The following is a 26194-nucleotide window of genomic DNA, read 5'->3' on the forward strand; positions in this document are numbered from 1 at the left end:
TCATTATTCTCTTAAAAAATTGCTTATATCTTTGAATAAAGGTTGTACTTTCAAAATACGTTGTAGTTACATTGACATTCTTAGTACTGCAAATACTAATTAAAGAGAATGAACATAACTACCATTTTAAAAACGGATAAATGCCAAAGGCACTGAGATGAAAAAATCTTGGTGCCTTTGTTTTCAAACACTTAGTGGGGTTAGGAACTTTTGGGTGAATAATAAAGATTTTATTCAAAGATAAAGGGTATTTAATGCTATTAGTAAATTTGACTTAATAAAACTTCATTATTGACATAATTATTAAATATTCATTTAGAAAGTTGAATACGCAAAATAAATAATTAATCCGTGATTATCCATATAATGTTAAATGATATGCTGTATATTTTAAATTAGAAGCTTTCAGTGAATTCGAAGGCATACCGATTTGGTATGTCGAGAATTAAATGGATATCTTATAAACAGAAGGATATTAGTAATGAATCTCCTATTCAGTTATTTCATAGGAGTAAGCGATTCACACCAAATCAAGATTTGGGTTCACTACTCATAATTTTCTATGAATAATCTGAGTTAATATTAAATCCATATGGCTTGATAAATAATATATACTAGGAAAAAGGAGGATTATTTGTTAAAATAGAGTTAGAAAGTTATCGAAATATGGATATATTAAAACGTTTTATCGACTTTTATTATTAAAAATTTATTTGAAGAAGAGATTGTTAGCATATTCTAATAGAACTAGTAGATAAAAAAGATTAAATAAATTTTTATAAAATAAAGAGAAGACAGAAGAATTAATTAGTAATAAATTAGATGCATTAGCAAGACAATGATGAATTATAAATTGTATAATTAGAAAATTAGCAGAATAAATTGTATATATTGAGGTTGATTTTATGGATGTAAAGGTACTTGTAATTGAAGACAATACAAAATTAAACAGTAAGATATGTAACATCTTGCAAATAGAGAATTTTACAGCTATTAGTGCTAAAAACATAATCGATGCAAAAAAATTATTTGAATATGAAAAACCTAGCATAATACTATTAGATATAATGCTGCCTGGTGGTAATGGTTATGATTTAATTAAACTTTTTAAAAGTGAGTTTGATTGCTGGGTAATTATGATGACTGCACTAAATGATATTGATAGTAAAAAAATATGTTATCAATTAGGAGCTGATGACTATATTACTAAGCCATTTGATTTATTTGAGTTAATCTATAAACTGAATGCTATTAAAAAAAGAATTATTAGAAATTTAAAAAAGTATACCATTGGAGATGTTACTGTGAATGAAGAGGTTTGTGAAATAATCAATGGTAATAAAAAGCTCAGAATTCCACCAAGCCATATTAAATTTATTAAATCTCTATATGAAAAATATAAAACAGGTTCATATTTAAGCAAGTTTGAATTGCAAGCTGAATATTTAGAAGAGTGTAAAGATAACAATAGGATACAAACCCTAGTATCAAGAGTTAGGAAAAATCTAAAATATATAGAAAGTGAAAAAGTATTAATACAAGCTATTTATGGCAAAGGTTATGCACTAGATATTATTGAGTTTAAAGAGGACGAGCAATGAATAAAAAACCTATAATAAGAATAGTATCATGTTTGATTATAATATTAATAGCGAGAATTGTACTTATTGATGTACTAGATAAAATAAATGTATTAACAACAAACTATATAAATGTGATTGATAATGAAATATCTATAGATGATAATTTTGAAAGCATTTATGCCATAAACAATTTAAAATATAATAATGGTGTATTGGATTTTAACATAAAACCTGATAACAATGAGTATACACTTTTTATTAGGTTGCTGACATTTCATCATGAAATATATTTAAATAATAAGTTATATAGTCAGAACATTGACCAAGATAAAAAACAATATAACCAAAATTTTGCTTATAAAACGATTGAGATTAAAGACATATCAAATATAAGGATTTATGGTGATAGTCTAGAAAAATTAGAATTTTTTATAGCTAAAAGAGATATTATGGATAGTGCTGTTGAGAAAAGAACAATATACTATACAATTAAATTGATGAGTCTTTTTTTACTTGTGATGCTTTTTATCATTATGTTTTTGAATGATAAAAAAGAAAAGTGTTTTATTGTTTTTGTTTTAGTAGGGATGACTTCGATAATAAAAAGTATTGCACTGGGTGAATTGCCCGTACTAGCAAGATTGTTAGATGTGAACATAACTAATTATTGTATATATGGAAATATAACAACAGTGGTTAATACCCTTTTACCAATAATTATAATGCTAAATTTGTTTGAGATAAAATTAACTAAGAAAATTTATAAATATATATCTGTAATATTATTATTTACTGTTATAATTTTATCTATTGACTTTTCAAAGTATTATTATAAAGTATTTATTGCTTTTTCTTTTGTAAATATAAGCATAACTATATATGGAGCTACATATAAAAAAAGTTACTATAAAGTAATCGTTTTAAATGGCATTATATATTTTTCTCTAGCAGTCTATCAATTAAATGTAATGAATGGTAATTTAAGAACAGGAGTTTTACATTTTTATACTAGTACTGGATATATTGGTGCTATAATTTATCTTATTGGATTTGCTATAGTTTTTATAAAAAAGTACAAAAGTAGAATAAAAGAATCAATAGAGATAAAAAAGGAGCTTGAAAGAATCACTCTTTTAAGAGGGATAAGCCATGATTTAAAGTTACCATTAAGTGTGATAAAAATAAGTAGTCAAATGATAGAAAGTCAGAAGCTAAATTGTAAGCAGATAAAAGAATTTGCTAATGATATAACACAGGAAGTAAATATATTGGAAAAAATGACGGATAACATAAATGCATATCTCAAGCTTGGTTATAAAGATGGAAAGGATTATCACACAAGTGTAAAAGCTGTTTTTAAAAGGATTGAAAAAGATTTTAATTTAATAAATTATAACAATAAGTATGACTTTAGTGTATTATACGACAACAAGGATTATTATGTTAATATAGATGAACTTGAATTGTATAGATTACTTTATAATTTACTTGATAATTCTTTTAAATACTGTAATGATTACGATAGAATATTAATAAGTTATAAAGTAGAGGACAGACTAGTGATTACAGTTGAAGATACAGGAATTGGAATGGATTCTGAGCAAGCTAATAAGATTTTTTCTCCATTTTACAGACTTGATAAAAGCAGAACTAAAGAAGGTTTAGGTTTGGGTCTTAGCGTTGTAAAAGGCATAGTTGATGAATGTGGTGGAGATATATCCATAAAATCTGAAATTGGTAAAGGTACAAAAGTAATAATATTATTACAATTTACTACTAAAACTATATAAATCGTACAATTATGACAGGATTAAAGTTCTGTCTTTTTTTTTTGCTATAATAAAGCTAAATATAGTAGAGGATGTTGCTTATTTAGATTAAAGAATACTAAAAATTTTAGGAAGTAGGTGTAAGTTTAATAAGAAACAGCAAATAAATAAGAAAGAGGGATAAAATGACTATAAAAAAAACGATCCAGAAATCATTAAGTTTTATTATATTATTAATCATTATGGTTTCATGTATGGTGTGTACTATTTATGCTGAGGATAATGTTAATACAATTAATAAAATTGCCTTTATAGATGAAGGCGTAGAAAATTATAATACTTTAGTTAAAATAATTTCAGAAAAAATGCCCGTATATGTTATTAAAAATGATAGTGATGGCATATTACAAATAACTAATATTTTGAGTGATTATGATAGTTTAGATAGTATAGCTATTTATTCAAAAGGAATGAGTGGAGGAATTAAATTAGGAACTAGTTTTATAAATACTCATAATATAGATAGATATAAAGAGTACATGCAGAGTTGGAGTAACAGTATAACCCCAACAGCAGATATTCTATTATATGCATGTAATACTGCAAAAAGCGGTGAAGGAAAACAGTTTATAAACCAAATATCTGAAATAACAGGTGCAGATGTTGCAGCATCTACTAATTATACAGGTACATATGGCGAAAATACAGACTGGGAGCTTGAATACTGTGCTGGAAGTGTAGAATCAGGTAAGGATTTTGATACCAAAGGTATGTATAAATACAGAGCAAAGCTTGATGGGACAACTAGAATTTGGGATGGAGAAGGAGAAGATGAATATGGTGAACCAAATCGCGATTGGAGTTGTGCTAAAAACTGGTCAGGAGATAAAATACCTGATGCAACTGATATAGTTATTTTTGATAGTACTTCAATCAAAGATGTAAATGTAGACGGTGAATATGCAGTCTATGATTTAATTATAAAAGAAGGATATACTGGATTTATTTATGGTAATAATCTTACAATTACAAATGATCTTGAGATGAATGGTGGTAATATTGGTTTATACAGACTAAATGTTAATGGTGCAACTAATATTACCAAAGGTAGTATAGCATGTAATTTTCTCTACACATATGGGGATGTTAATATATCAGGCTTAGAAAATCCCATTGATAGCGAAATACATATCTGTAAAGATAAGAAAGAGGATACAGCGACGACAATTAGTGGTGATTTTGAGGTAAATTCTATTTCATTTGACGATTCTAACCATGATTATCAGGTGAATGGTTGTATTTCTATTAATAAAGGTCAAGATTCACCCAATAGACTTGAATTCAACAATAATGGGAATATAAGCATAAATGATGGAGCTAAAATAGATGTTAGTAAATGTGAATGTTACTATAATAGTTATGATCATAGATATGATTATAATTACCACAATTATGGTAACATCACTGAAAATGGTACAGGAAGGCTATATTTTGATGCAAATGATTTTTATTTTTGCGATAGTAATGGATATCCAGTGATTCAATCTGCTGTAGGTGAAAAAATATTTATTTCGTTAATTGATTTTGATTCAAATCTAGATAAAAATAAAAAGGACACAGTTACGGTTATTGTAAAAAGAGAATCGGATTTAAATGATACTGTAACATTGACATTAACTGAAACAGAGAATGACAGCAGCTTGTTTAGAAATTTTGCAGGACTAGAGCTAGTAGCTACAGATTCAATACCGCTAGAAGGACAGCTTAAATATGATGGCTCTGAAAATCTAATTGCAGAATATACTGACAGTAATTCTCCAGAAGATACCGTTAGCTGTAAGATGGATAGAGATCCTATAATATGGGACGGAGAAGGAAAAGAAGATTATGGCAATCCAATATACGATTGGAATTGTGACAAAAACTGGAGTACAGATACTGCTCCGAAAATGTATGATATAGTACTATTTAACGACACTTCATGTAAAAATGCTTTTCAATCACGAGAATATGAGATATCAAAAATAGTAGTTGATGTAGGTTATGAGGGTGAAATAAAATTTGATAGATCATATGATCCAGAGCATTTTATAACAAAGGTATTTAATGATGTAGTTGTTAATGATGGAACAATTACATTAAATTCACATATGACTATAAACGGTGATTTAGATATTCAAGATGGTACTTTTAATAATGAATTAAATTCAAGTAATAATGTAATTAATGGAAACTTAAATCTTAGTGGTGGGGAGTTTAAGTTTTCAGGTGACATATTAGAAATAAAAAATGGTTTAAATATTAATGGAGGAAAATTTAATTTTCTACGGGATTATTTAAATCTAAAAGGAAATGTAGATATTAGTGGTGGAACAATATATATTAAAAAAGCTATAATAAAAGATAGTGGAAATAAAATAACAATTAACAATATAGATGAAAAAATTGTTGATGAGCTTGTTATTGAAGAAAATACAGAATTTAATGGTAATATGAGTGTAGGTTCGCTTGCATTAAATCCAAATAAAACATTAGATATTAATGGTATTTTTACTTGTTACGATGCATTTATAAATAATGGAACTATAAATGTAGCTGATGGCTCAACATTAGACTTTAAAAATGTTATGACCTATGAAAATAATATTATTAATGATAATGACACAGGAAAAATATTGTATAATTCAGGCGGTATAGGTTTTGTAAACAAAGATGGAGATCCTATTGGAACAGCTAAGGTTGGAGATGAAATTTATGTAGAAGTAATTGATTTAAGTAACAATAAGAATGTACATGTAAAAGATACAGTTACGGTAACTGTATCTAGTCAAGAAACAGGAGATTATGAAACAATTTCGTTAACAGAAACAGATATCAATACCAGCGTTTTTCGGTCTGAAGTAGGTTTAGAATTAATTGGTACTGATTCAGAACCAATAGAAGGGCAGCTTAAATTCAATGGAAGTGAAGACCTTGAAGCTGTTTATGTTGATGCAAGGGATGAAGATGATACTGTTTCATGCAATCTTTATAAAAAACCTATTATCTGGGATGGAGATGGAGATGATAACAATTGGACAACTCCTGAAAATTGGAGCACGGATACTGTACCAACAAGTTATGATAGTATAACTTTAAATGATACTTCTACAAAAGATATTAATATTGATAACAATATTGAGATGTATAAATTTAATGTTGAAGAATCATATACAGGAGAAATAACTGGTATAGAAAATGCTTCGTTTTATTCAGCCTCAGATGTGACAATAGCAGGAGGTACAATTAACATTTCTGGAAGATTTCAAACAGGAGGAAATCTAACAGTAAGTGGAGGAAGTATTGACATACAGTATGATGATAATACTAAATACAATATAATTGGTGGTAATTTATTAGTTTCAGATGGAGAAGTGTTAGCTAAGGGGTATTTTGATGTAAAAGGTAACATGTTAATTTCAGGAGGTTCTTTTAAACCATCTTATGAAGGGGCAGAAACAAACATATATAGTTATGGTGATGTAGATCTTTTGGTAAAAACTGAAATCGGAAGATTATATGTATATGGTAATCATTTGAACTGTAGTACTGATAAAGAAAACTTATTTTTATCAATTATTATTAATAAAGATGGTAATGTTGAAATAACAGGAAGCTTAAAGACAAAATATTTCAACAATGATTTTAAAGCTACAACAGATATCTTAGGAAAAGAAACAATAATGACTATAGACAATCAAGGGATAGTTAACAATTATAATGTTTTAAATATTAAAGACGGAGCAATATTTAATGCGAGTAATTACGATTATAATAATTCATGGAATCCGTTTTGCAATTTCGGACAAATAAATGAAATTAATGGTGGTAAATTTTACTGTGACACGAAAGATATGTATTTTACAAATGCTAGTGGAGATAGGATTGTATTTGCAAATGTAGGTGATGCAGTTTTTGTTAAATTATTTGATGCAAATATTAATAAAAATGGATCAAAAAATGAAGAAGTTGTTGTTACAGTAGAAAGTTCAATTACAGGAGACTCAGAAGATATAACTTTAACTGAAACAACATTCGATTCTGGAATATTTACAAATAGCGATGGTTTATTGTTAGTGGCTGATGATTCAGCGCATAATGATGGAAAGCTTAAATATAATGGTACAGAAGATTTGGAGGCATCATATACAGATATTACTGATCCTGAAGATAATTATACATGCAATCTTTTTAGAAGCGCGTTGGTTTGGGATGGTGGCGGAAAAGATAATAGTTGGAATACAGCTGAAAACTGGTCAGAAGACAGAATTCCAGACGAATATGATAATATAGTTTTTAATGGTACGTCAGATAAAAGAGCTGAATCGACTTCTGAAATACCGAAGATTTCTAGTATGACTATAGAAGAATCTTATAAAGGGATTGTAAAAGTAAATAATACTTTGAATGTAGAGGAAGATGTCACTGTAAATGGTGGAAAGCTTGAGATAGGTGATAGCTGGAGGAATCTTACCATTAAAGCAAATGGTTTAATTCTTGGTGGAGGAATAATAGAGGACAAGAGCTATGAAGAAGATATATTTAACAATTTAATAATAACTGGTGGAGAGCTAAAACCTTATAATATAATGGTGAAAAGCAATTTTAACATGACAGGCGGAAAGATTAGAAATAACTGTGGCCAATTAAAATTATATGGAGATGCAATCTTAACAAATGCAGAGAAATTTGATATTGATAGGCTAGATATATATGGAAAAATAACCTTGACAAATGCAGAAGAATTTCATTGTAACAGATTAAATATATATGGAAGCAACATAAATGTTGCGGGAGATAATTTTTCGACTAATTTTATATATATTTATACTAATGGCGATGTTGACTTAAATGGAAATATTAACATATCAGGTGATTATAGTAATGGTTTTGAAATAGGAAGCAATTCAACATTGAATTTAAATGGGAAAATCGAGTTTTGTTTGGAAAGTTCGAATGGATTGAATAATTTTGGAACATTAAACTTAAATGACAATAGTATTTTAGATTTGAGAAAAGCTAGTAAATTTGTCAATTTAGGAACTATAACCATTTCGGATACTGCTAAACTATATTACAATGCAGAAGCCATGGGTGTAATTGATGAATATGGAGCACCAGCACTTAAAGATTTTAATTTTGGTGAAGATTTGCTAGTTTTATTAATTGATAAGAATAGAAATTTGAATAATTCAATAGCTGATAATGTAGAAATAAATCTTATTAACTGGACAAATGGAGATGATGAGAAATATACTCTTGTAGAAACTGGAGTTGGAACTTACGAATTTAGAGGAGCAGGGTTTACTACTAGTGTAAGTGATACTGCAACTAAGGGTAACAATATTTTCGAAGGACAAGATAGTGACGCATTTCAGATTACTTACACTGATATTATGAGTGGTATAGTAGAATATGTAGTATCAAAAAACTGTGCAGAATTAGATATTGAGGGAATAGATGATTTAATAGCAAATGGTATAGATTATGGTAATGTAGATATAAATGGTAATACAAACACCTATACTATAACTCTTCAAAACAGAGGTGATATACCTCTAGGAATTCAAGAGATAAGTCTTGACAATACGGATGATTTCTCATTTTCAGAAGAACCGGATATTTCAGACATGGATCCTGATTCATCTAGAGATATAAATATTGACTTTAAACCAACAGGTTTTGGAGAAAAAACTACAAATCTCATAATTAAGACAAATGATAAGGATGAAGGTGTGATTATTATACCTCTTAAAGGAACTGGGGTTGAACCACCTGTTAGTTTTGGAATTGACGATATAACGTTATTACAAGGAACAGAAAGCTATGAGATTAATGTATTTGAAATATTTGAAGATGCTCAAGATAATGATGAAGATTTAGAGTTTTCAATAGTTAATAACTACGGTTCGTTAATTATCGGTACTGTTATTGATAAAGCTAAGGGTACGTTAATCCTTCAGCTTAACACATGCCAATCGGGAGACGAATTTATAACATTAAGAGCTACTGATACGTCAAATGCTTATGTTGATGAACAATTTAGATTAATGATATCAGAGTGCCATACAATATTAGGAAAAGTAGTAGATTCTGAAGGAAATGCTATTGAAGGTGCAACTGTTAAGATTATAGATGCTTGGGATAATGAAAAGTGTTATACGACAGCAACTTCAAGTGATGGTACTTTTAGTGTATCCTTCCCAGCTTGTGAAATAAATACACCAAGAAAAATAAGAATAAGTAAAGATTCTTTAAAATATAACTCTGAAAGCCATGAGTGGGGAGATGTAAATTTAGGTACAATAACTCTTGCAGTAGAAACAGATGTAGAAAAAGCTCAAAGACTAGCTAATGATTTAACTGTAAAGTGCTTAGGATTACAAAATGGTGATCAAGAATATAGTGTGACAAACAATTTATTATTATCAGATACAGCTGGAGAAGGAAGCATTATAGAATGGAGCTCATCAAATTTAGATGTGATTTCTAATTCAGGTTTAGTTACTAGACCAGCTATCGGACATGATGACGTAGAGGTTGTAATGACAGCAACTGTTAAAGTAAATGACGTGACTGCACAAAAAGAGTTTTTTGTTATAGTTAGAGGATTAGAAGCTAATATTATAAGCATTGATAGTGATGACACTCATATATATATTGAAGAGAGTAAATGCCAAAAACCAATAACCATAAATATAATCAGAAAAGGAGATTTAGAAGAAACTGTATCTGTTGATTATGAAACTATAGATGATTTTGCAGAGGCTGGTACCGATTATATATATAGTAAGGGAACATTAACTTTTTTAAGTGGAGAAAAGAAAAAAACAGTTTCACTATATATTAAAGACGATGATTTATTAGAAGGTCCTGAATATTTCAAACTAGTTTTATCAAATCCAACAGGCAATATAATCATTGACGAATCAGAATCTGAAATAGAAATTGAAGATGATGATCCAATGCCAAACTATGAGATATTTTATATATCAGATATAAGATATTATGCTATGGAAAAAGAAAGTTTAGCTATAGAGATTGAAAGAATGAATGGATCAGATGACACAGTAAGTATAGATTATATTACCAAGGATATTACTGCTAAATCAGGATGTGACTATATAGCTAAAAGTGGTACTCTACAATTTGCACCTGGTGAAGATAATAAAGAAATTACGATTGATATTTTAGATGATAATATATACGAAGATGAAGAAAGTTTTAATATAATACTTTCAAATGTGACTGGAGAAGCTAAAATTGTGATACCAAAAACAAAAATAATTATAGAGGATAATGACTCTTTCGGAATGGAACAACCTAGTGTACCTATACTTCAATCTGCTGCTTACGGAGATGGGCATGTCGAATTAACATGGACTGCTGAAACAGATGCAACTCAATATATGATATATAAAAGCACAATTTCAGGTTTTTATGAATTACCTTTAACTATAGTAGATAGCTCAGTAAATAGCTATGATATTACAGGACTTGATAATGGCACAACATATTACTTTATGGTAAGAGCATCTTACCCAAACGGTGATAGCGAAAATTCAAATGAAATAAGTGCAACACCAAGAGATGAATCTGAAGAGCCAAAAACTGTACCATCTGAACCTACAAATGTATCAGCAACTGCGGGTAATGGACAGGCTCAAGTAAGCTTTACTGCACCTGTTGATAACGGAGGAAGCGAAATCACAAGATATATTGTAGCTTCTGATCCAGAGAACATCACAGCAACTGGCACAGGTACAACGATAACAGTTAAAGGATTAACAAATGGAACAACATATACCTTTACTGTAAAAGCTGAAAATGAGGTTGGATTTAGTCAAAGCTCAGCAATTTCCAATGCAGTGACACCACATAAATCTTCAAGTGGAACAAGCAATAAGCATACAAAACCTATAGATAATGGAGTCAATATACTTGTCAATGGGAAAACGGAAAATGCTGCTACATCAATAACCACAAAAGTAGAAGACAAAACAGTTACAACTGTTACTGTAGACGATAAAAAAGTTGAGGAAAAATTACAAAGTGAAAATAATAATGCAGTGGTGACTATACCAGTTATAAATGATTCAGATGTTGTAGTTGGGCAATTAAGCGGTCAAACAGTAAAGAACATGGGAACAAAAGAGGCTGTTCTTGAAATAAAAACTGAAAATGTAACTTATACACTGCCTGCATCACAAATAAATATTGATAATGTATCCTCGGAGATTGGCAACCAAGTTGAATTAGCGGACATTGTTGTAAATGTAAAAGTGGCAGAACCTTCACAGGATACAGTAAAGATAGTTGAAGATACTGCAGACAAAAATAACTATCAAATTATAGTAAAACCGATAGAATTCGAAATTAGTTGTTCTAGCGATAACAAAACAGTAAAAGTATCTAAATTTAATGCATATGTAGAAAGAACTATTGCAATACCAGATGGTGTTGATGCGAGCAAAATAACAACAGGTATAGTACTTAATCCTGATGGAACTTTCTCACATGTACCTACAACTATAACAATAATTGACGGCAAGTATTATGCAAAAATAAACAGCCTTACAAATAGTGCTTATTCAGTTATCTTCAGTCCGAAGAGTTTTAAGGATGTAGCAAATCATTGGGCAAAGGATTCAATAAATGATATGGGCTCGAGGTTAGTTATTAATGGTGTTGGTGATGGTTATTATGAACCAGACAGGGATATTACCAGAGCGGAATTTGCAACTATCGTAGTGAAGGCTCTTGGTCTTATGAGAAATGGTACTGGAAATGATGTTTTCAGCGATGTGACAAAGAATGAGTGGTACTATGATGCGGTATCCATTGCTTATGAATATGGTATCATATCAGGGTATGATAATGGAAAGTTCGGACCAATGGAAAAAATCACTCGTGAGCAAGCAATGACTATAATAGCAAGAGCAATGGAAATTACCAAACTAAAAGTAGAAATTCAAGATGGTGAAATAGATAAGCTGTTTGAAGAATTTAACGATTTCGAAAAATCAGCAAACTGGGCAAAGAACTCAATTGCTTCGTGTATAAAAGCAGGAATCGTGAATGGTAGAAATGGGCAATTGATTGCTCCGAAGGATAACATAAAAAGAGCAGAGGTTGCTGTAATTGTCAGAAGATTACTAAAGAATTCAAAATTGATATAAATAATTTTAGCTCTCACTATGTGGGAGCTTTTTTAAACTGAGAACTGGAAGCTAAAATTTGTTGTGAATTGTTTTAGTCTATAAAAGATGGTTATTAAAGCCATCTTTTTTTCTTGACAAAAATGCAAATGATGTATATAATGTGATTAATGTATATGATGTGATGTTAATAGATACACACTAAGGAGGTTTAACTTTGAGTAGTTTGAATATAGTGGTTTCCAATACGTCAGAAAAACCACTTTATGAACAAATAAAAGAACAAATAAAATCCGCTATACTAAGAGGAAATCTAAAAAATGGAGAGTTACTGCCGTCGATAAGGAATTTTTCGACTGATTTAAAAGTAAGCATTCTAACAATACGAAGAGTATATGATGAACTTGAACAAGAAGGATTTGTTTCAAGACAAGCGGGAAAAGGAACTTTTGTATTGGCTGGAAACAAGGATTTGATAGAAGATACGAAAAGAGTGCTTATTGAAGAAAAGATGATAGAAATGGTGACTCTATCAAAAACAATGGGTGTAAAAATTCAAGATTTACATGACATGCTGGACATTGTATATGAGGAGGTTTAAAAAATGAACAGGATACTTGATGTAAAGGATGTTTCAAAACATTTTAAAAAATTTACTTTAAACCATGTTTCTTTACAGTTAAAAGAGAACTGTATAACAGGTTTTTTAGGTAAAAATGGGGCTGGGAAAACGACTTTGATTAAAATAATTTTAGGACTATTAAAGAAGGATAGTGGTGAAGTAATATTTTTTTCTAATCGATATGGAGATATTGAAACAGTTAAAAATAAGATAGGAGTTGTTTTAGATAACGGTTATTTTTATGAAAATCTGAATTTAAAACAGATGAAAAATGTAATAGCATCCACTTACAGACAATGGGATGAACACACTTATCAAAAATACTTAAAGAAATTTCAGTTAAGTGAAAATCAGTTAATTTCTTCATTATCAAAAGGTATGAAGATGAAGTATGCATTAACATTGGCATTATCTCACGGTGCAGACTTGTTGATTATGGATGAACCAACTTCAGGATTGGATCCAGAAATTAGAAAAGAGCTGATTGATATTCTTGGAGAATATGTTCAAAAAGAAGGGAAAAGCGTCTTTTTTTCTACTCATATAACAAGCGATTTGGAGCGTTGTGCTGATGAGATTGTTATTATTAACAATGGGGAAATAATGGAACAAATGAGTAAAGATGAGATGATAGAGAGTTATCGAATGATAAAGGGAACTTTGGATGATTTGAAAAAAATACCAAAGAAATCTATTAAAATATTAGATCAAACCAAATACGGTTTCATTGGAATAACTAGCTATTATGAGGAAATAAAACGACATGCTCCAAAAGTCCTTTTGGAAAAAGCTACTTTAGAAGATATTTTTCTTGCAAAGACAGGAGGGGTTGGAAATGAAGATTATATATAATTTAGTAAAAAAAGATTTTATTTTAATAAAGAGGTATTTATTGATAATGCTACTATTTGTTATTGTTTCTCCTATTTTCATTTCAACTAGGACTCCAGAATTTCAAAGTAATGGGACTGTATTATATGGAATACTAGTTTTATTAATTACCTTTATGACTTATCACATGATCTCAATGGAAGAAATGAAGCATAAGGCAGTTATCTATTTACATATTACCCCTATGTCCAATAAAAAGATGGTACTTTCAAAATACATAGTAGTTACATTCACATTCTTAGTAACTACGATTGTTTATTGCACTCTAACTCTAATACCGTTTACGAAGGTTGGAGAGGTAGATATTAAAAGCATTATGATATGCTTTGTTTGTATTGAATTGTTTTTTGGGTTCTATATTACTTTGACCTTTAAATTAGGTTATGTCAAGCTTCAGATGATAAGTGCAGGAATAATATTCTTGTCTCCTTTCATTATTCAATTGTTATCAAAGCAAGTTAGCTTGTTTAATTATATTGCAACAAGTGTTCAATCCTTGTCTAATTGGGTTATTATAGTAAGCACTATGCTTTTAGATATTTTAATTGTATTTATTGGAACGAATGCTTCAAACAGTTTCTTGAAAAAGCAAGAGTATTAGGAGGTAAATAATGAATCTTAGTAATGAATTACTATTTTTTATGGTCATGGGTATGGTTTCCTTAACCTATGCAATTTATCAAATATCTAGCTTTTATAGGAATAAGGATAAAATTGAATATACTACTGCGACTATTATTGAGACTACGACAGTAGTACCAGAAGCGATGAAGAAAAATAATTCAAGATGGGCATCTGTAAGCTTGGTAGTAGATGGAAAGGAGTATATCTCTTCTAAAAGAATTCAAGTATCTATGAATACATCTGTGGGAGATCAGATAAAAGTAGCATATTTCAATGATAATCCTAGTGAAATCTTTACACCGAGTTTAAAGAAGGGTGTAGTATTTTTAGTTATTGGTGTCGCATGTTTATTAATTAATATTTATTTAAAATCTAAATACTAATGAAAGCGAATGAACATACACTTTACCATTTTAAAAACAGATAAATACACAAAGGTACTGAGATGAAAAATCTTGGCGACTTTGTTTTGGGAAATACCAAGTGTAGACAGCTACCTTTGGTTAATAATAAAGATTTTGTTACATTTATAAAGATGTATTTAATGCGATTAGTAGATTTAATTATAATAAAACTTCATTATTGACAAAAATTATTAAATATCAATTTAAGCATTTATTTGAAAATAACAATAAAGTAAATATACATATAAACCATGAGATTGTAATATATTTCATGGTTTCACTTTTATATAAACAAAATATAGCAATAAAAGAAAAAAAAGGTTATTTAAAATAAATATAGAAATATTATAGATAATAAGTAATTCTGATTTGTATAAATATGTTTCCATGTGTAGCGTATAGTAGGAATATCGAAAAGAAGTTGATTGTATTTACAAGTCCTTTTAAAAAAAGCTATTTATGTTTGAGATGGATATAGCAAATTTTAAGAATAATAATTTAAAATATGGGATTTTTATTAGATTAGGGTTTGAATGTAAAACGAAGAGATGTGTTGATGAACGAATTATTACCATCTATAATAGGTAAATAATGTAGGATTATATATTAATAAAGGCGAGAGATTTTGTGTATAACATTGGTATATGTGATGATAATCATGAGATTTGTTTACAAATTAAAGATGCAATAAAAAAATACTGCAGGATGCAAATTGAAGTTGTTAGGATAAATATTTTACATTCAGGAGAGGAAGTATTTGAGTTATTCACTGACGGATATGGATAAATAAAGAAATTACCTAATTTATTACATTAACATATATAGTTTATGACATCTAGCTCAAAAAAACTTAAGTTTGGGTTACGATTTTGTTGTCGGCAATTCATTGGAAGGAGGGAGAGTAATTAAAAAATAATTTTAAAATTTGCAGGTGGTTTGGCGAGCATTGCTTTGATGATTACAACATTAAATGTAAATTCGACATGCATGTTTATCATACATCAACCAAAGATGACAGAATCTGCCTCTAAACTTAGGAAAACCAATGTTTTATAATTTTTCAAAGATGATATCAAGAAAGATGGTATTAAATGAAGTATAATGTTCTTTGCATTGTCTGTTTGAGTTAGTATATTGTCAATGTGTAATTCATTATCGTACTACTATTATGTTGATGCTTGCAATTATCAAAACAAGAGAATTGAGTTAATAATAACATAATTTGGTATAATAATAAGAAGGAGTGATACTTGTTGGACTTTTATGCCATAAATTAAAAATGAAGGGAGAAATAATGAAGAAAAATATAAAAGTGCTTTTGAAAGTACTTTCCTTTTTTTCAATTATCGGCTGTGCGGCTTTTAATTTAGATTCATTAATTGGAGGAAGTGCTGCTAGCCGTACAAGTGGTTATCTGTTTGGAGGGTTTATCTTACTCTGGATAGTGATTGTTATTTTAGCAAGAAAAGATAGAAAAACAATAGTATTTATCTCGAACATATGGAAAATAATTTCAATATCTTCATTGATTCTTTTTCTTTCTAATTTGAAAATTTTTTCGGCAATATGGTTTATTCCATTTATTGCACTATTTAATGGAGCTTTATATGGAATAACTTATTGGGTAGATAGTAAGTTAATTGCAGCAGGTGTCCATTTGATAATTGCACTTGCGTTTATTTCGGCCTGTTTTATAGTTTTAAAAAGAGAAAGGAGTGAACACTATGAGAAAAAATAAGAAGTTTTTAGTAATTCTATGTACATTTTTGCTTATTTTACTTTCAGGACTACTTACTGCTTTTGCATGGAGTCCTTTTGATAATATTTCAAAACAATATTCAGAATCAAGCGAAACAAGCATTATGGATACGTTATCTGAAAAAAATTTCAAGGAAATATGTGAGGAAATTAATGTGCTTAGCCAAAATAAGGTTAAATTATCAGATATGCTATATCATGCTTCCACTTTGGCAGAAAAAGTTGATACTATATCAGAAGAAGAATTAATAAGTGAAATTTCTGATGTTAATAACAGTAGTAATTTAAGAACTATTTTAATTCAATTATGTAAGTATAAAAATAATATGGCGGGGATTAAAGACGAAACACAGCTTAAAGTTCTACTACTTGATGAAAAAACTGATTTAGTTTTAAGACAAAATATTGTTTGGGTATTATCTGATAGCGAAGATTCTATGGAAACCCTTACTTCTGTTGCATATGATAAAGATGATTTACTAGCATTTCAAGCAATAAAACGACTAAACTGTTCTTTTCCTGCAACTGCTCGAAAGATAGCTAATGAAATACTTCAAAAAGCAGAACAAGATAAGGAACAAGGTGAAAAACTAAGAGTTGCGATAAAAGTAAAAGCTGAACAATTTAGAAAAGAAGAATCCAATAGAAGCGATAAGGATGATTTTATTAATTTCTGCATAGATATATTTAACAATAGCAATGATGAAATAATGCAGGATACAGTTGTTTTTGCATTGTCCAGCATGAAAGATAAAGAAGCGATTACAACAATAATTGAAAATGAAAAAATTGATTCTGATGTTAAGGCATATTGCATTGATCAAAATTATGAAACACTGGCAGCGATGCTTGAAAACAACCTGTGTTCCGAGGATATCGAAACCGTTATTAAAGCAATGAACATTTATCCTGTTGAGGGGGTAGTTTCTGCTTTAGAAAAACATATCGAGCAAAACAGGAATAATTACAATTTTAGTGAGCTTAAACAACAAGAGGTTAATCCTGTTAACGAAAAATGGCGTAACTACTAAGATTAGTAAATGAGAAAGGAGGAATTTTTATGAAAAAAAGAATGATTTTGAATTTATTATTAGCTTTTATTTTATTATTATCTCAATCAATAGTAGCTTCTGCAGCAACAGGTTATGAAGGATATGCTATTCATAGGGATGGTGCGTTTTTTGGAACAACATGGCATGCTGGGTTGATGGATGAACCATATTCTGATGACTATTTGCCGGTATTGCATATAGGCGGTCTTTCTGGTGGTGTAAAGTGGGATTCATGGGATAATTTCATTAACGGAAATACTTTTAAAGGTGTTTATAAGCCAAAGTCTGGAATCACATCATCTGGTCGGGATTTAGTCAAAGCAACAGGAAGAGCATTAAGAACAGAGAATATTGGCTATACTCCACTAAGTCAAATAGATTATCCAGTTTCAGTTTTAGGTCAGACATGGGTTTTTACTGATGACATTTCACTTATACGTTGTGATGGTGTTGTTGAATATAGCTATGAATGGAATGGATACCGTATTTATGGAAGCGATGATTATTGGGATATTTCAAGAGCAACATTGGGTCATTTAACCCATCATTCATTGGCTTTGGTTACACCTAAAACACAAGCACAGGATAATATGACACTAGTAAGAAGCACTGAGCCAGTATCACCGTAATGCTTTAATAATACATTTAGTTGAAAGTGCATCAACTATACCAAGTGTTTATGATGATTCACATGTGATTAGCTGGTGGGTACCTTTTTCGGGATGGGGAATGAAAGGTCTTGCTTGTTGGAGAAATGTTTCATTTGAGTATACTTATGATTTTTTGAATGGAAATCCAAGATTTTTAACAATATCAAACATTGATTCGTATTTGACAGGTATTAATGTAACATGGTGGCAACCAGAAACTACTGACGATGATATCGTAACAGAAGTTAATCCCGATGATAAAGTTACATTCAATATAAAAGGGACTTATGTTCTAGGTGTTGAGGTAGAAGGTTTTACAATTGGTGTAAGATTCCAGGAGAATGGGATGCTAGTTTAAGATTATATTAAATTAAAAAGCATTTGATATTTGTCAGGTGCATTACTAGAAGGTGTTGGCGATATGAAAAAGGAGTCATTTAACAATAAGATTTTTATAATTGCTGTAGTTTTAATTATTTCAACTGTTTTATGGAGTCCAGTATCTGTAATTGATACAAACACAACTAAAATTGGTTTACCACTTCGTTTTATTTGGTATCATGATTATAGTGGATTACCTATGAATAGATTAAGAATATTTGAAATAAATAATTTGTTGAAGATTGATTTTAGAGTAATAAATTTCTTGGTGGATATAATAATAGTATATTTTTTGATTTTAATGGTTAGAAAGTATTTTGCCATTATTAAAAAAATGTTTCATAATAATTAATAGTATCAAACATGAGGTGGCTGAAATCAATCAGTTACCTCTTTAAAATATTGAACGGTTGAGCTTTTTGATACATGAGTTCACACCCACTGGGGATAGTTATTTTTGGGTGAATAAAATATTTTGTTACAAATATAAAGGTGTATTTAATACGATTAGTAGATTTGATTATAATAAACTTCAAAGTAAATATACATATAAACCATGAGATTGTAATATATTTCATGGTTTTGTTTTTTTACGAAATAAAAATATAATGTAGAAATAAAAGGTTTTTGAAGATAAATATAGAAATGTTATAGGAGTGTAATGTAGAGAAAGAGAGATAATAGCTAAAATGAGAAGTTTATAATACATATTTACAATTTGTATAAAATTTTAATATTCATCATATGTGGAAACGATTGCACATGAGTGAGGGTGAATTTTTTAATTATTGCATAGAAAAATTACCAAATACAGGAGGTTTTTGATGATGCCAAATCAATATATTTATAATCTTAGTTATCCAGATTATGAAGAAGATCTTTGTGCTCTTGAGGTAAAATCTCTTTTCAACTTAAGTTTGGATGGTAAAGTCTTTTTCTCAAGTAAACAAGTAGATCCTTCTATAAGTCCATATTTGAAACAAAGGTTAGAGATTGCTTATAGGACCTCGTCCTTTTCCGATATAATTGAGCTTTTAGAAAAAAATACAATAACTTTAAATGACTTTAAAGTTGAATATTTAAAGTTATTCAGTGATGATCCATATGCTAAGAAAAGAAAAGAACTTTGCAAGGAAGTGGGTTTTAGAATTCAAGGCTTTCCTTCCTTTACTTCTCCTAAAACCACTTTTGGGATCACTTTTTATAAAGATAATTGGTATTTTGGTGTTTTAGCCAAGAATAATCGTAAATGGAAAAAACATAATTCTAAACCTTACTCGTATTCTAGCTCACTTGGAATAAATCTAGCAAAAGCTCTTGTCAATATTGCTGGCAATGGAGATTTTTCAAAAAGATTAATAGATCCATGTTGTGGTGTTGGAACTGTTCTACTAGAAGGCTTTTTTGCTGGCTACGATATTATAGGGTGGGAGATAAAAAGCAAAGTTGCTGAGAATGCTAGAATAAATTTACGTCATTTTAACAATCCACCTAGAGTTACTAGTGGTGATATCCAAGATATTGAGGATACTTTTGATGCTTCGATTGTAGATATTCCCTATGGTAACTTTACTCCTACAAGTGAAGAAAATCGAGTAAGTATTATCAAAAATGCTAAAAGAATCTCAAAAAAAGTAGTTATAGTTTCTTCAGATGATATTACTTATCTTATTTTAAGTCAGAACCTTACTGTTTTAGATTTATGTACCGTAAGTAAAGGCAGAAAGGGTAGTTTTATTAGATATATCTGGGTCTGTGAATAATCATATTAACTCTTTTATTGAGACGCTTTTTTAAGAATTTGTAGATTCGTGAAATGGTTGCTATAGAGAAGAAGTGAAAGTTATTCAGAAACAATTATTTCAAATGCTCGTACTAAACAGAAAAACTTCCAAAATAGAAATTTTTACAAAACGATTAAAAATAGAAGCTAAATAGAATGAATTGAAACATAAATATTGATATGATATAGTATTATCCTAAGATTTAATTGGTATGAAAATTAGTGTTAGTTAATGTCATCAAAATTCAATTATGAATTAGGAGGAAAATATGACAAGTGAAATTATAACAATCCTTATAAGCTTTGTGATTATATTTTTAGCAGGATTTATACAAGGTACAACTAGCTTTGGATTTTCGTTATTATCAGTGCCTCTTTTAGGATTATTTCTGCCACTTAAAATAATAGTTCCAATGCTTATAGTATTTGGTCTTTTAATGAACTCTATTATTCTTTATCAAATTAGAGAACATGTTCAATTGAAAAGGATAGCGGTATTAGTTATTTCAGCAGTTGTAGCTACACCTATAGGAGCAAATTTACTTATAAACTTAAATGAAGGCGTGCTAAAAGTAATAGTAGGGGTAATTGTAACTATAGCAGCAGTATCTTTCCATTTTGGATATAAGGTTAAGATTAATAATGAAAAGTTAGCCTATGTACCCGTTGGTTTTATCAGTGGATTATTAAATGGAAGTGTTAGCATAAGTGGACCACCGGTGATATTGTTCTTGACTAATCAAGACGTTTCAAAACAAGTTTTTAGAGCAACTTTAACTGCGTATTTCTGGATACTTAATAATATGACGATAGCAATATTCATATATAAGAAAATGATTACTGCTGAAGTTTTGAAGTATACTGGATATTTATTACCAGCATTGATTATAGGAGTTTTGATAGGTGTTAAAGTAGGAAACAAAGTTAAAGAAGAATCATTTAAAAAATTAACAACTGTATTAATAGCTTTAATGGGAATATTATCAATAGTTTCAGGGATAAAGTAAATTTATTCCTGAATTAATATCAAAAGAAAATAAGTTACTTAGGTGAATTAATATAAAACAGGGAAGAATAAGTAATGTACAATCATTAAAGACAGATATTTCTGGTGAATATAAATATTCTGTTACAATTACAAAGGTGTATTAATTAAATTAGTAGATTTAGGTATAGTAAATTTATCATTGATAAAATTATCAAATATTCATTAAACATATTTTGTAATAAAAATTAAATAAATATACATATAAACCATGAGATTGTAATATATTTCATGGTTTACTTTTTAGCAAAGCATGATTAATAAATACTGGAACAAAAGGTCATTAAAGATAAATATAGATGTTTTTATTCTATTTTAAACATTATCCTACTCTAGAAATAATTCTTAGGTTATCAAAAGTTGTTGAATATAGGAGGCAATGGAAACTACTTGACAATATAGAGTAGTGAGCTTATAATAAGCATATACTACTTGACAATATAGAGTAGCGGGGGTGTTAATGTTTGGATAAAGCACAATTGTTAAAAGGTATATTAGATGGCTGTATTTTGCAGATTATTCAGTGCAAAGAAACATATGGTTATAAAATAACAGAGGAATTGAATGAAAAGGGATTTTATGATTTAAATGAGGGAACAGTGTATCCTATTCTTGTTCGATTAGAAAAAAAAGGATTAATAACCTCAGCGTCAAGAGTTTCTCCGCTTGGGCCAAGGCGTAAGTATTTTAAATTAAGTGAAGAAGGTCAGATATATTTGGATGAGTTTAAAAAACTATGGCATGGTATAAAAGGTGCAGTTAATACAATCTTAGAAGAGGGTGATAAGGATGAATAATAATAGTAGAAATAAAATTTTTATAACAATTGGATTTACAATTTTATTAGTGGTACAGATGTTAATCTTCTTATCTGCTAAAGGGTTAGAGTCAGCATCTTTATTAGTAATGTTTATAGCTATCATTTTTTTAGCGGTTATAGCAATAATGATAAGTGTAAGTGAATTGAACCAAACAAAAGGAAGAGTTAAAAATTTACCAGAAGAATATAAAAAGGTATATTTAGATGCAAATGAAATCATTACAATGAGTACAATGACAAAAGGTCAAAAACGAGATACTATGGTAATGGTTCTTGAGATTTTTGAACATGCTGCAATAGAAAAAAGAGATGTGAATGAAGTGATTAGAAATGATTTACGAGGATATTTGGATGAGTTTATTGAAGTATCTGGAGGAAGAACAACATCATTATATTTAGTTGGATACTCAACCTTCTCTTTTGTGGCATATTTGTTTGCTATGAAGCTATATTTACTTTCAAGAAATAGTGAATGGAGTTTAGAAGGATTGAAAGCTAATACATTTGATTTAGGTATTATAGTAGTATACGGAGCTATTGCTTATGTTTTTATGCCATTGAATTTAATCATTATGCAAAAGGCAGCAAATGAGCAATGGGTAGGTATTAAACGAGGATTAATATTAATACCGTTTGCTATTCCGATTGGATTAATTGCTACTATGATGTTAATTCGTGATCCTAATATGCTTGCAATTATTGAGATGAAAGTTCCTATTTTTACATCAGTTATATCTATATTTATTGGTGTTGTGGTATTGTTTGGAAGCTTTATTCTAATGAAAATTGCAAGGAAACATAAATGGCATAAATGATATTTATTAAAAAATATATCATTAACTAATTATTTAATATTTATTTAGTATCTTTTTTGATAATAAGAATAAAATAAACTAACGTATGAACCATGAAAATATAATATATTTCATGGTTTTGTTTTTTGTGATAAATATAATGTGTAATACATGGAATAAAAGGATTTTTAAGATAATTATAGAAATATTATAAGAGTGTTGGATATGAAGTGTGATTTAAAGTGTTTATATGAAATGGGAAGGTGTTAAGTAATGGAATATAAAGCTATATTTTTTGATAGAGATGGAACACTTACATATCGAAACAAAGAAAAATTGGAATGGCTCAATCAAACAATAGAAGGATGGTCCAAAAGGAAGTTTAAGTTATATTATAACAGGATGATGCAATTATTTGATATTGCAGGTTATCCGAAAGAAGGGTTAAAAAACATAGATGATGAAAAAGTGTTCTGGAAGAAGTATTATGAAGAATTATTAAAAGCAGAATGTATAGCTGAATCAGTAAAAGAAAAGGCAGAATTACTATTTTCTGAACTTTGGTGTAATAATGACAGAAGTTTATTTGATGAAGTAATAGAAGTAATGGAATACTTTAAGAGCAAAGGATATAAAATTGGTGTAATAAGTGATACATCACCATCATTACAGCTTACTTTAGAAAATTTAGGACTAGGAAAATATATAGATAGTTATATTTGTAGTGATCTCGTAGGAGTTATGAAACCAAATCCACTTATTTATAAGACAGCATTAAAATCACTTGATGTAATAGCTACTGAAAGTATTTACGTTGATGATTATGATGTTGAAGCTGATGGAGCAAGAGAATTGGGAGTTACTTCATTCCATTTAGATAGAAGCGGTATCAAAAAAAGTGAGTGGATGATTGAGTCTCTAAAAGAGATTATTGAGTATGTTGAACGAGTGAAATGAGTCTTGGTTTAGGTGCAGTGAGGTTTATCCCTATTCCATTACATGAAAGATGATGATATAAAAATTTTGCTTATAGTTAATTGTTCCGCATAAAAAGTGTATTTTGTAATTTATGACGAATTCAATTAATGATAAGATGAAATTCTAAAAGTGGGGTGAACTAAATGAGTGATTTAAGTTATCACTGTAAGTGGAGATTAGAATTAGCAAAACAAATTTGTGAAAAAATAAGGGATATTAAAGGAGTAAAAGCAATAATTGTAGGTGGTTCAGTCGCAAGAGGTTACGCTGATGAATATTCAGATTTAGAAATACCTATATTTTGGGATAAGCAACCCGATGAGAATACTCGAAAGCTTATAGTAAAGAAACTGAATGCAGAATATTTTTATCCATATAATTACGAAGCAAGAGAGGATAATGTCATTGTCAATGGATTTAGGATTGATTTATGGCACATTACTCTTGATGAAGAAGAAGAAGTTATCAAATCTGTTACCAAAGATTTTGAAATAGATTTTGGAAGTAGCAATGCTATGGATACTATAAGAACTTCTATACCACTGTTTGGTGAAGAAATAATATATTCTTGGAAGGATAAAGCAAAAGAATATCCGAAAGAGATTGCTATAAAAAATATTAAAGAAAGTCTGAAATCAATTGATAGTACTCATGTTGAACTTTATCTTCAAAGGCAAAATTCAACGTTAATAAATGAGCATATTGCTCATTTACAAAAGAATATATTCCTCATACTTCTTGCTTTAAACAATGAATACTTTCCAACATTTAAATGGATGTATAAATCACTCGAGACTTTTAAAATCAAACCTGAAAATATTGAGCAAAGATTTAGAGACATTTTTACCTACCCACCAAGGAAGGCATTTGAAAATACTTTAATTATTATGTTGGAGACTCTCCATATAATAAATGAGGTATATTCAGAAATTAACACAAATATAGTTTTAAGCAAACTAAAATCTGCTCGAATTGCTCATAATCATCCAGTAAATATTTGGGGTTAATTATACCTTAACGACGTAATCTTCGTATTTTGTGAACTAATGGGTTGACTTAATAAGCTCTAAGTTATATTAAATATCAATTTTATTTTTAACATAGTAGGAAATTTAAAAAAGAATAAAGATTGTTAGTTTTGGATAATGTAGAATATTGTTCATAATAGTGGCTACAATCGGTTTCTGTATTATCTATCGTGTATTTAATACGATTAGTAGATTTAACTATAATAAAAATTCATTGGATGCCTCAAAAAAATTATTAAATATTATTTTGAGCACCTTTTTAATAATAAAATTAAAGAAATATATATAAGCCATGAAATTATAATATATTTCATGGTTTTACTTTTTGAATAAAAAATGTAGAAATACATGGAATAAAAGGTTTTTAAAGATAAATATAGAAATATTACAAGAGTATAATAAATGGGAATAGATATAAGTTTGGATATACATATAATGCTTTAATGGTTAAATAAAAAATGGACGTAGTAATGTGCAATACTGCTAAATTTTAAAATATATTTACAAAGGAGGACTATATGGAAACAAGCGTAAGAGCAATAATTCCTTTCAACGGAGATCTAATTTTAATACATAGAGTAAGAGAAGAAAATGCTCAAATACTTGATTATTATGTTTTTCCAGGTGGACGATTAGAGGTAAGCGAAAGTGTTGAAGAATGTTTAGTTAGAGAACTACAAGAAGAAATAGGAATTGATATAAACCCAGATTATTTATAGAAAATTAAATACTCTACTATATTCTTCTGATTATAAGGTATCCATTAAATTCTCGACATACCAACTCGTATGCCTTCGAATTCACTGAAATCTTCT

At 29.1% G+C, this 26194-nt stretch carries 21 protein-coding genes; all 21 read left to right on the forward strand.

The window, feature by feature from the left end:
- Window positions 1-905 precede the first annotated feature (905 nt).
- The 21 genes from AYC61_RS20170 to AYC61_RS20260 all read left to right on the forward strand — a co-directional run bounded on the left by AYC61_RS20170 (window position 906) and on the right by AYC61_RS20260 (window position 26098).
- Window positions 906-1601 carry a response regulator transcription factor gene (locus tag AYC61_RS20170; protein WP_066507533.1) on the forward strand — a complete coding sequence of 232 codons (696 nt, stop codon included), beginning with the start codon at window positions 906-908 and terminating at the stop codon, window positions 1599-1601.
- A complete protein-coding gene (locus AYC61_RS20175; protein WP_066507535.1) occupies window positions 1598-3373 on the forward strand; it encodes a HAMP domain-containing sensor histidine kinase in 1776 nt (591 codons plus the stop codon). The genes AYC61_RS20170 and AYC61_RS20175 overlap by 4 nt, the downstream gene beginning before the upstream one ends.
- A gap of 164 nt (window positions 3374-3537) precedes the next feature.
- On the forward strand, window positions 3538-12570 hold the full coding sequence (locus AYC61_RS20180) for a DUF4347 domain-containing protein (RefSeq protein WP_066507538.1): 9033 nt from the start codon (window positions 3538-3540) through the stop codon (window positions 12568-12570).
- A 196-nt stretch (window positions 12571-12766) separates the two neighbouring features.
- The gene (locus AYC61_RS20185) at window positions 12767-13150 is read left to right on the forward strand and encodes a GntR family transcriptional regulator (protein WP_338026077.1); all 384 of its coding nucleotides are present in this window, start codon (window positions 12767-12769) and stop codon (window positions 13148-13150) included.
- A gap of 3 nt (window positions 13151-13153) precedes the next feature.
- On the forward strand, window positions 13154-14023 hold the full coding sequence (locus AYC61_RS20190) for an ABC transporter ATP-binding protein (protein ID WP_066507547.1): 870 nt from the start codon (window positions 13154-13156) through the stop codon (window positions 14021-14023).
- Entirely contained in the window at window positions 14007-14663 is a 657-nt protein-coding gene (locus tag AYC61_RS20195) for an ABC-2 transporter permease (RefSeq protein WP_066507550.1), read from the forward strand. The genes AYC61_RS20190 and AYC61_RS20195 overlap by 17 nt, the downstream gene beginning before the upstream one ends.
- A gap of 10 nt (window positions 14664-14673) precedes the next feature.
- The gene (locus AYC61_RS20200) at window positions 14674-15069 is read left to right on the forward strand and encodes a DUF3592 domain-containing protein (protein WP_066507551.1); all 396 of its coding nucleotides are present in this window, start codon (window positions 14674-14676) and stop codon (window positions 15067-15069) included.
- 648 nt (window positions 15070-15717) lie between these two features.
- Window positions 15718-15876 carry a hypothetical protein gene (locus AYC61_RS21510; RefSeq protein WP_156456546.1) on the forward strand — a complete coding sequence of 53 codons (159 nt, stop codon included), beginning with the start codon at window positions 15718-15720 and terminating at the stop codon, window positions 15874-15876.
- Between the two features lie 129 nt (window positions 15877-16005).
- The gene (locus AYC61_RS20850; protein ID WP_082760091.1) at window positions 16006-16146 is read left to right on the forward strand and encodes a cyclic lactone autoinducer peptide; all 141 of its coding nucleotides are present in this window, start codon (window positions 16006-16008) and stop codon (window positions 16144-16146) included.
- Window positions 16147-16384: 238 nt separating this feature from the next.
- Window positions 16385-16828: a hypothetical protein gene (locus tag AYC61_RS20205; RefSeq protein WP_156456547.1), complete on the forward strand. Its 444-nt coding sequence runs from the start codon at window positions 16385-16387 to the stop codon at window positions 16826-16828.
- Entirely contained in the window at window positions 16815-17879 is a 1065-nt protein-coding gene (locus AYC61_RS20210; RefSeq protein WP_066507554.1) for a hypothetical protein, read from the forward strand. The genes AYC61_RS20205 and AYC61_RS20210 overlap by 14 nt, the downstream gene beginning before the upstream one ends.
- A gap of 29 nt (window positions 17880-17908) precedes the next feature.
- On the forward strand, window positions 17909-18529 hold the full coding sequence (locus tag AYC61_RS20215; protein ID WP_066507557.1) for a hypothetical protein: 621 nt from the start codon (window positions 17909-17911) through the stop codon (window positions 18527-18529).
- A gap of 64 nt (window positions 18530-18593) precedes the next feature.
- Entirely contained in the window at window positions 18594-18908 is a 315-nt protein-coding gene (locus AYC61_RS20220; RefSeq protein WP_156456548.1) for a hypothetical protein, read from the forward strand.
- 30 nt (window positions 18909-18938) lie between these two features.
- Window positions 18939-19283, forward strand: coding sequence for a hypothetical protein (locus AYC61_RS20225; RefSeq protein WP_156456549.1), 345 nt, complete (start codon window positions 18939-18941; stop codon window positions 19281-19283).
- Window positions 19284-19755: 472 nt separating this feature from the next.
- Window positions 19756-20694, forward strand: coding sequence for a TRM11 family SAM-dependent methyltransferase (locus AYC61_RS20230; RefSeq protein ID WP_066507568.1), 939 nt, complete (start codon window positions 19756-19758; stop codon window positions 20692-20694).
- Between the two features lie 289 nt (window positions 20695-20983).
- The gene (locus AYC61_RS20235; protein WP_066507570.1) at window positions 20984-21721 is read left to right on the forward strand and encodes a sulfite exporter TauE/SafE family protein; all 738 of its coding nucleotides are present in this window, start codon (window positions 20984-20986) and stop codon (window positions 21719-21721) included.
- 502 nt (window positions 21722-22223) lie between these two features.
- Complete coding sequence (locus tag AYC61_RS20240) at window positions 22224-22556, forward strand: PadR family transcriptional regulator (protein WP_066507572.1); 333 nt, start codon at window positions 22224-22226, stop codon at window positions 22554-22556.
- Window positions 22549-23394 (forward strand): DUF1048 domain-containing protein, encoded by an 846-nt coding sequence (locus AYC61_RS20245; protein ID WP_066507575.1) that lies wholly within the window; start codon window positions 22549-22551, stop codon window positions 23392-23394. The genes AYC61_RS20240 and AYC61_RS20245 overlap by 8 nt, the downstream gene beginning before the upstream one ends.
- Window positions 23395-23646: 252 nt before the next feature.
- Window positions 23647-24330, forward strand: coding sequence for an HAD family hydrolase (locus AYC61_RS20250; protein WP_066507576.1), 684 nt, complete (start codon window positions 23647-23649; stop codon window positions 24328-24330).
- 164 nt (window positions 24331-24494) lie between these two features.
- Window positions 24495-25358 (forward strand): nucleotidyltransferase domain-containing protein, encoded by an 864-nt coding sequence (locus AYC61_RS20255; protein ID WP_066507584.1) that lies wholly within the window; start codon window positions 24495-24497, stop codon window positions 25356-25358.
- Between the two features lie 539 nt (window positions 25359-25897).
- Window positions 25898-26098, forward strand: coding sequence for an NUDIX domain-containing protein (locus tag AYC61_RS20260; protein ID WP_066507587.1), 201 nt, complete (start codon window positions 25898-25900; stop codon window positions 26096-26098).
- The last annotated feature ends 96 nt before the right edge of the window (window positions 26099-26194 follow it).

The organism is Abyssisolibacter fermentans (genome assembly GCF_001559865.1).
Lineage (GTDB): Bacteria > Bacillota > Clostridia > Tissierellales > MCWD3 > Abyssisolibacter > Abyssisolibacter fermentans.

What these genes read in the sequence shown, in the direction of transcription:
- AYC61_RS20245 (WP_066507575.1), top strand. Translation starts at nt 22,549, where the DNA reads ATGAATAATAATAGTAGAAATAAAATTTTTATAACAATTGGATTTACA.
- AYC61_RS20260 (WP_066507587.1), top strand. Translation starts at nt 25,898, where the DNA reads ATGGAAACAAGCGTAAGAGCAATAATTCCTTTCAACGGAGATCTAATT.
- AYC61_RS20205 (WP_156456547.1), top strand. Translation starts at nt 16,385, where the DNA reads ATGAAGAAAAATATAAAAGTGCTTTTGAAAGTACTTTCCTTTTTTTCA.
- AYC61_RS20210 (WP_066507554.1), top strand. Translation starts at nt 16,815, where the DNA reads ATGAGAAAAAATAAGAAGTTTTTAGTAATTCTATGTACATTTTTGCTT.
- AYC61_RS20200 (WP_066507551.1), top strand. Translation starts at nt 14,674, where the DNA reads ATGAATCTTAGTAATGAATTACTATTTTTTATGGTCATGGGTATGGTT.
- AYC61_RS20180 (WP_066507538.1), top strand. Translation starts at nt 3,538, where the DNA reads ATGACTATAAAAAAAACGATCCAGAAATCATTAAGTTTTATTATATTA.
- AYC61_RS20195 (WP_066507550.1), top strand. Translation starts at nt 14,007, where the DNA reads ATGAAGATTATATATAATTTAGTAAAAAAAGATTTTATTTTAATAAAG.
- AYC61_RS20175 (WP_066507535.1), top strand. Translation starts at nt 1,598, where the DNA reads ATGAATAAAAAACCTATAATAAGAATAGTATCATGTTTGATTATAATA.
- AYC61_RS20190 (WP_066507547.1), top strand. Translation starts at nt 13,154, where the DNA reads ATGAACAGGATACTTGATGTAAAGGATGTTTCAAAACATTTTAAAAAA.
- AYC61_RS20230 (WP_066507568.1), top strand. Translation starts at nt 19,756, where the DNA reads ATGATGCCAAATCAATATATTTATAATCTTAGTTATCCAGATTATGAA.
- AYC61_RS20170 (WP_066507533.1), top strand. Translation starts at nt 906, where the DNA reads ATGGATGTAAAGGTACTTGTAATTGAAGACAATACAAAATTAAACAGT.
- AYC61_RS20255 (WP_066507584.1), top strand. Translation starts at nt 24,495, where the DNA reads ATGAGTGATTTAAGTTATCACTGTAAGTGGAGATTAGAATTAGCAAAA.
- AYC61_RS20235 (WP_066507570.1), top strand. Translation starts at nt 20,984, where the DNA reads ATGACAAGTGAAATTATAACAATCCTTATAAGCTTTGTGATTATATTT.
- AYC61_RS20215 (WP_066507557.1), top strand. Translation starts at nt 17,909, where the DNA reads ATGAAAAAAAGAATGATTTTGAATTTATTATTAGCTTTTATTTTATTA.
- AYC61_RS20250 (WP_066507576.1), top strand. Translation starts at nt 23,647, where the DNA reads ATGGAATATAAAGCTATATTTTTTGATAGAGATGGAACACTTACATAT.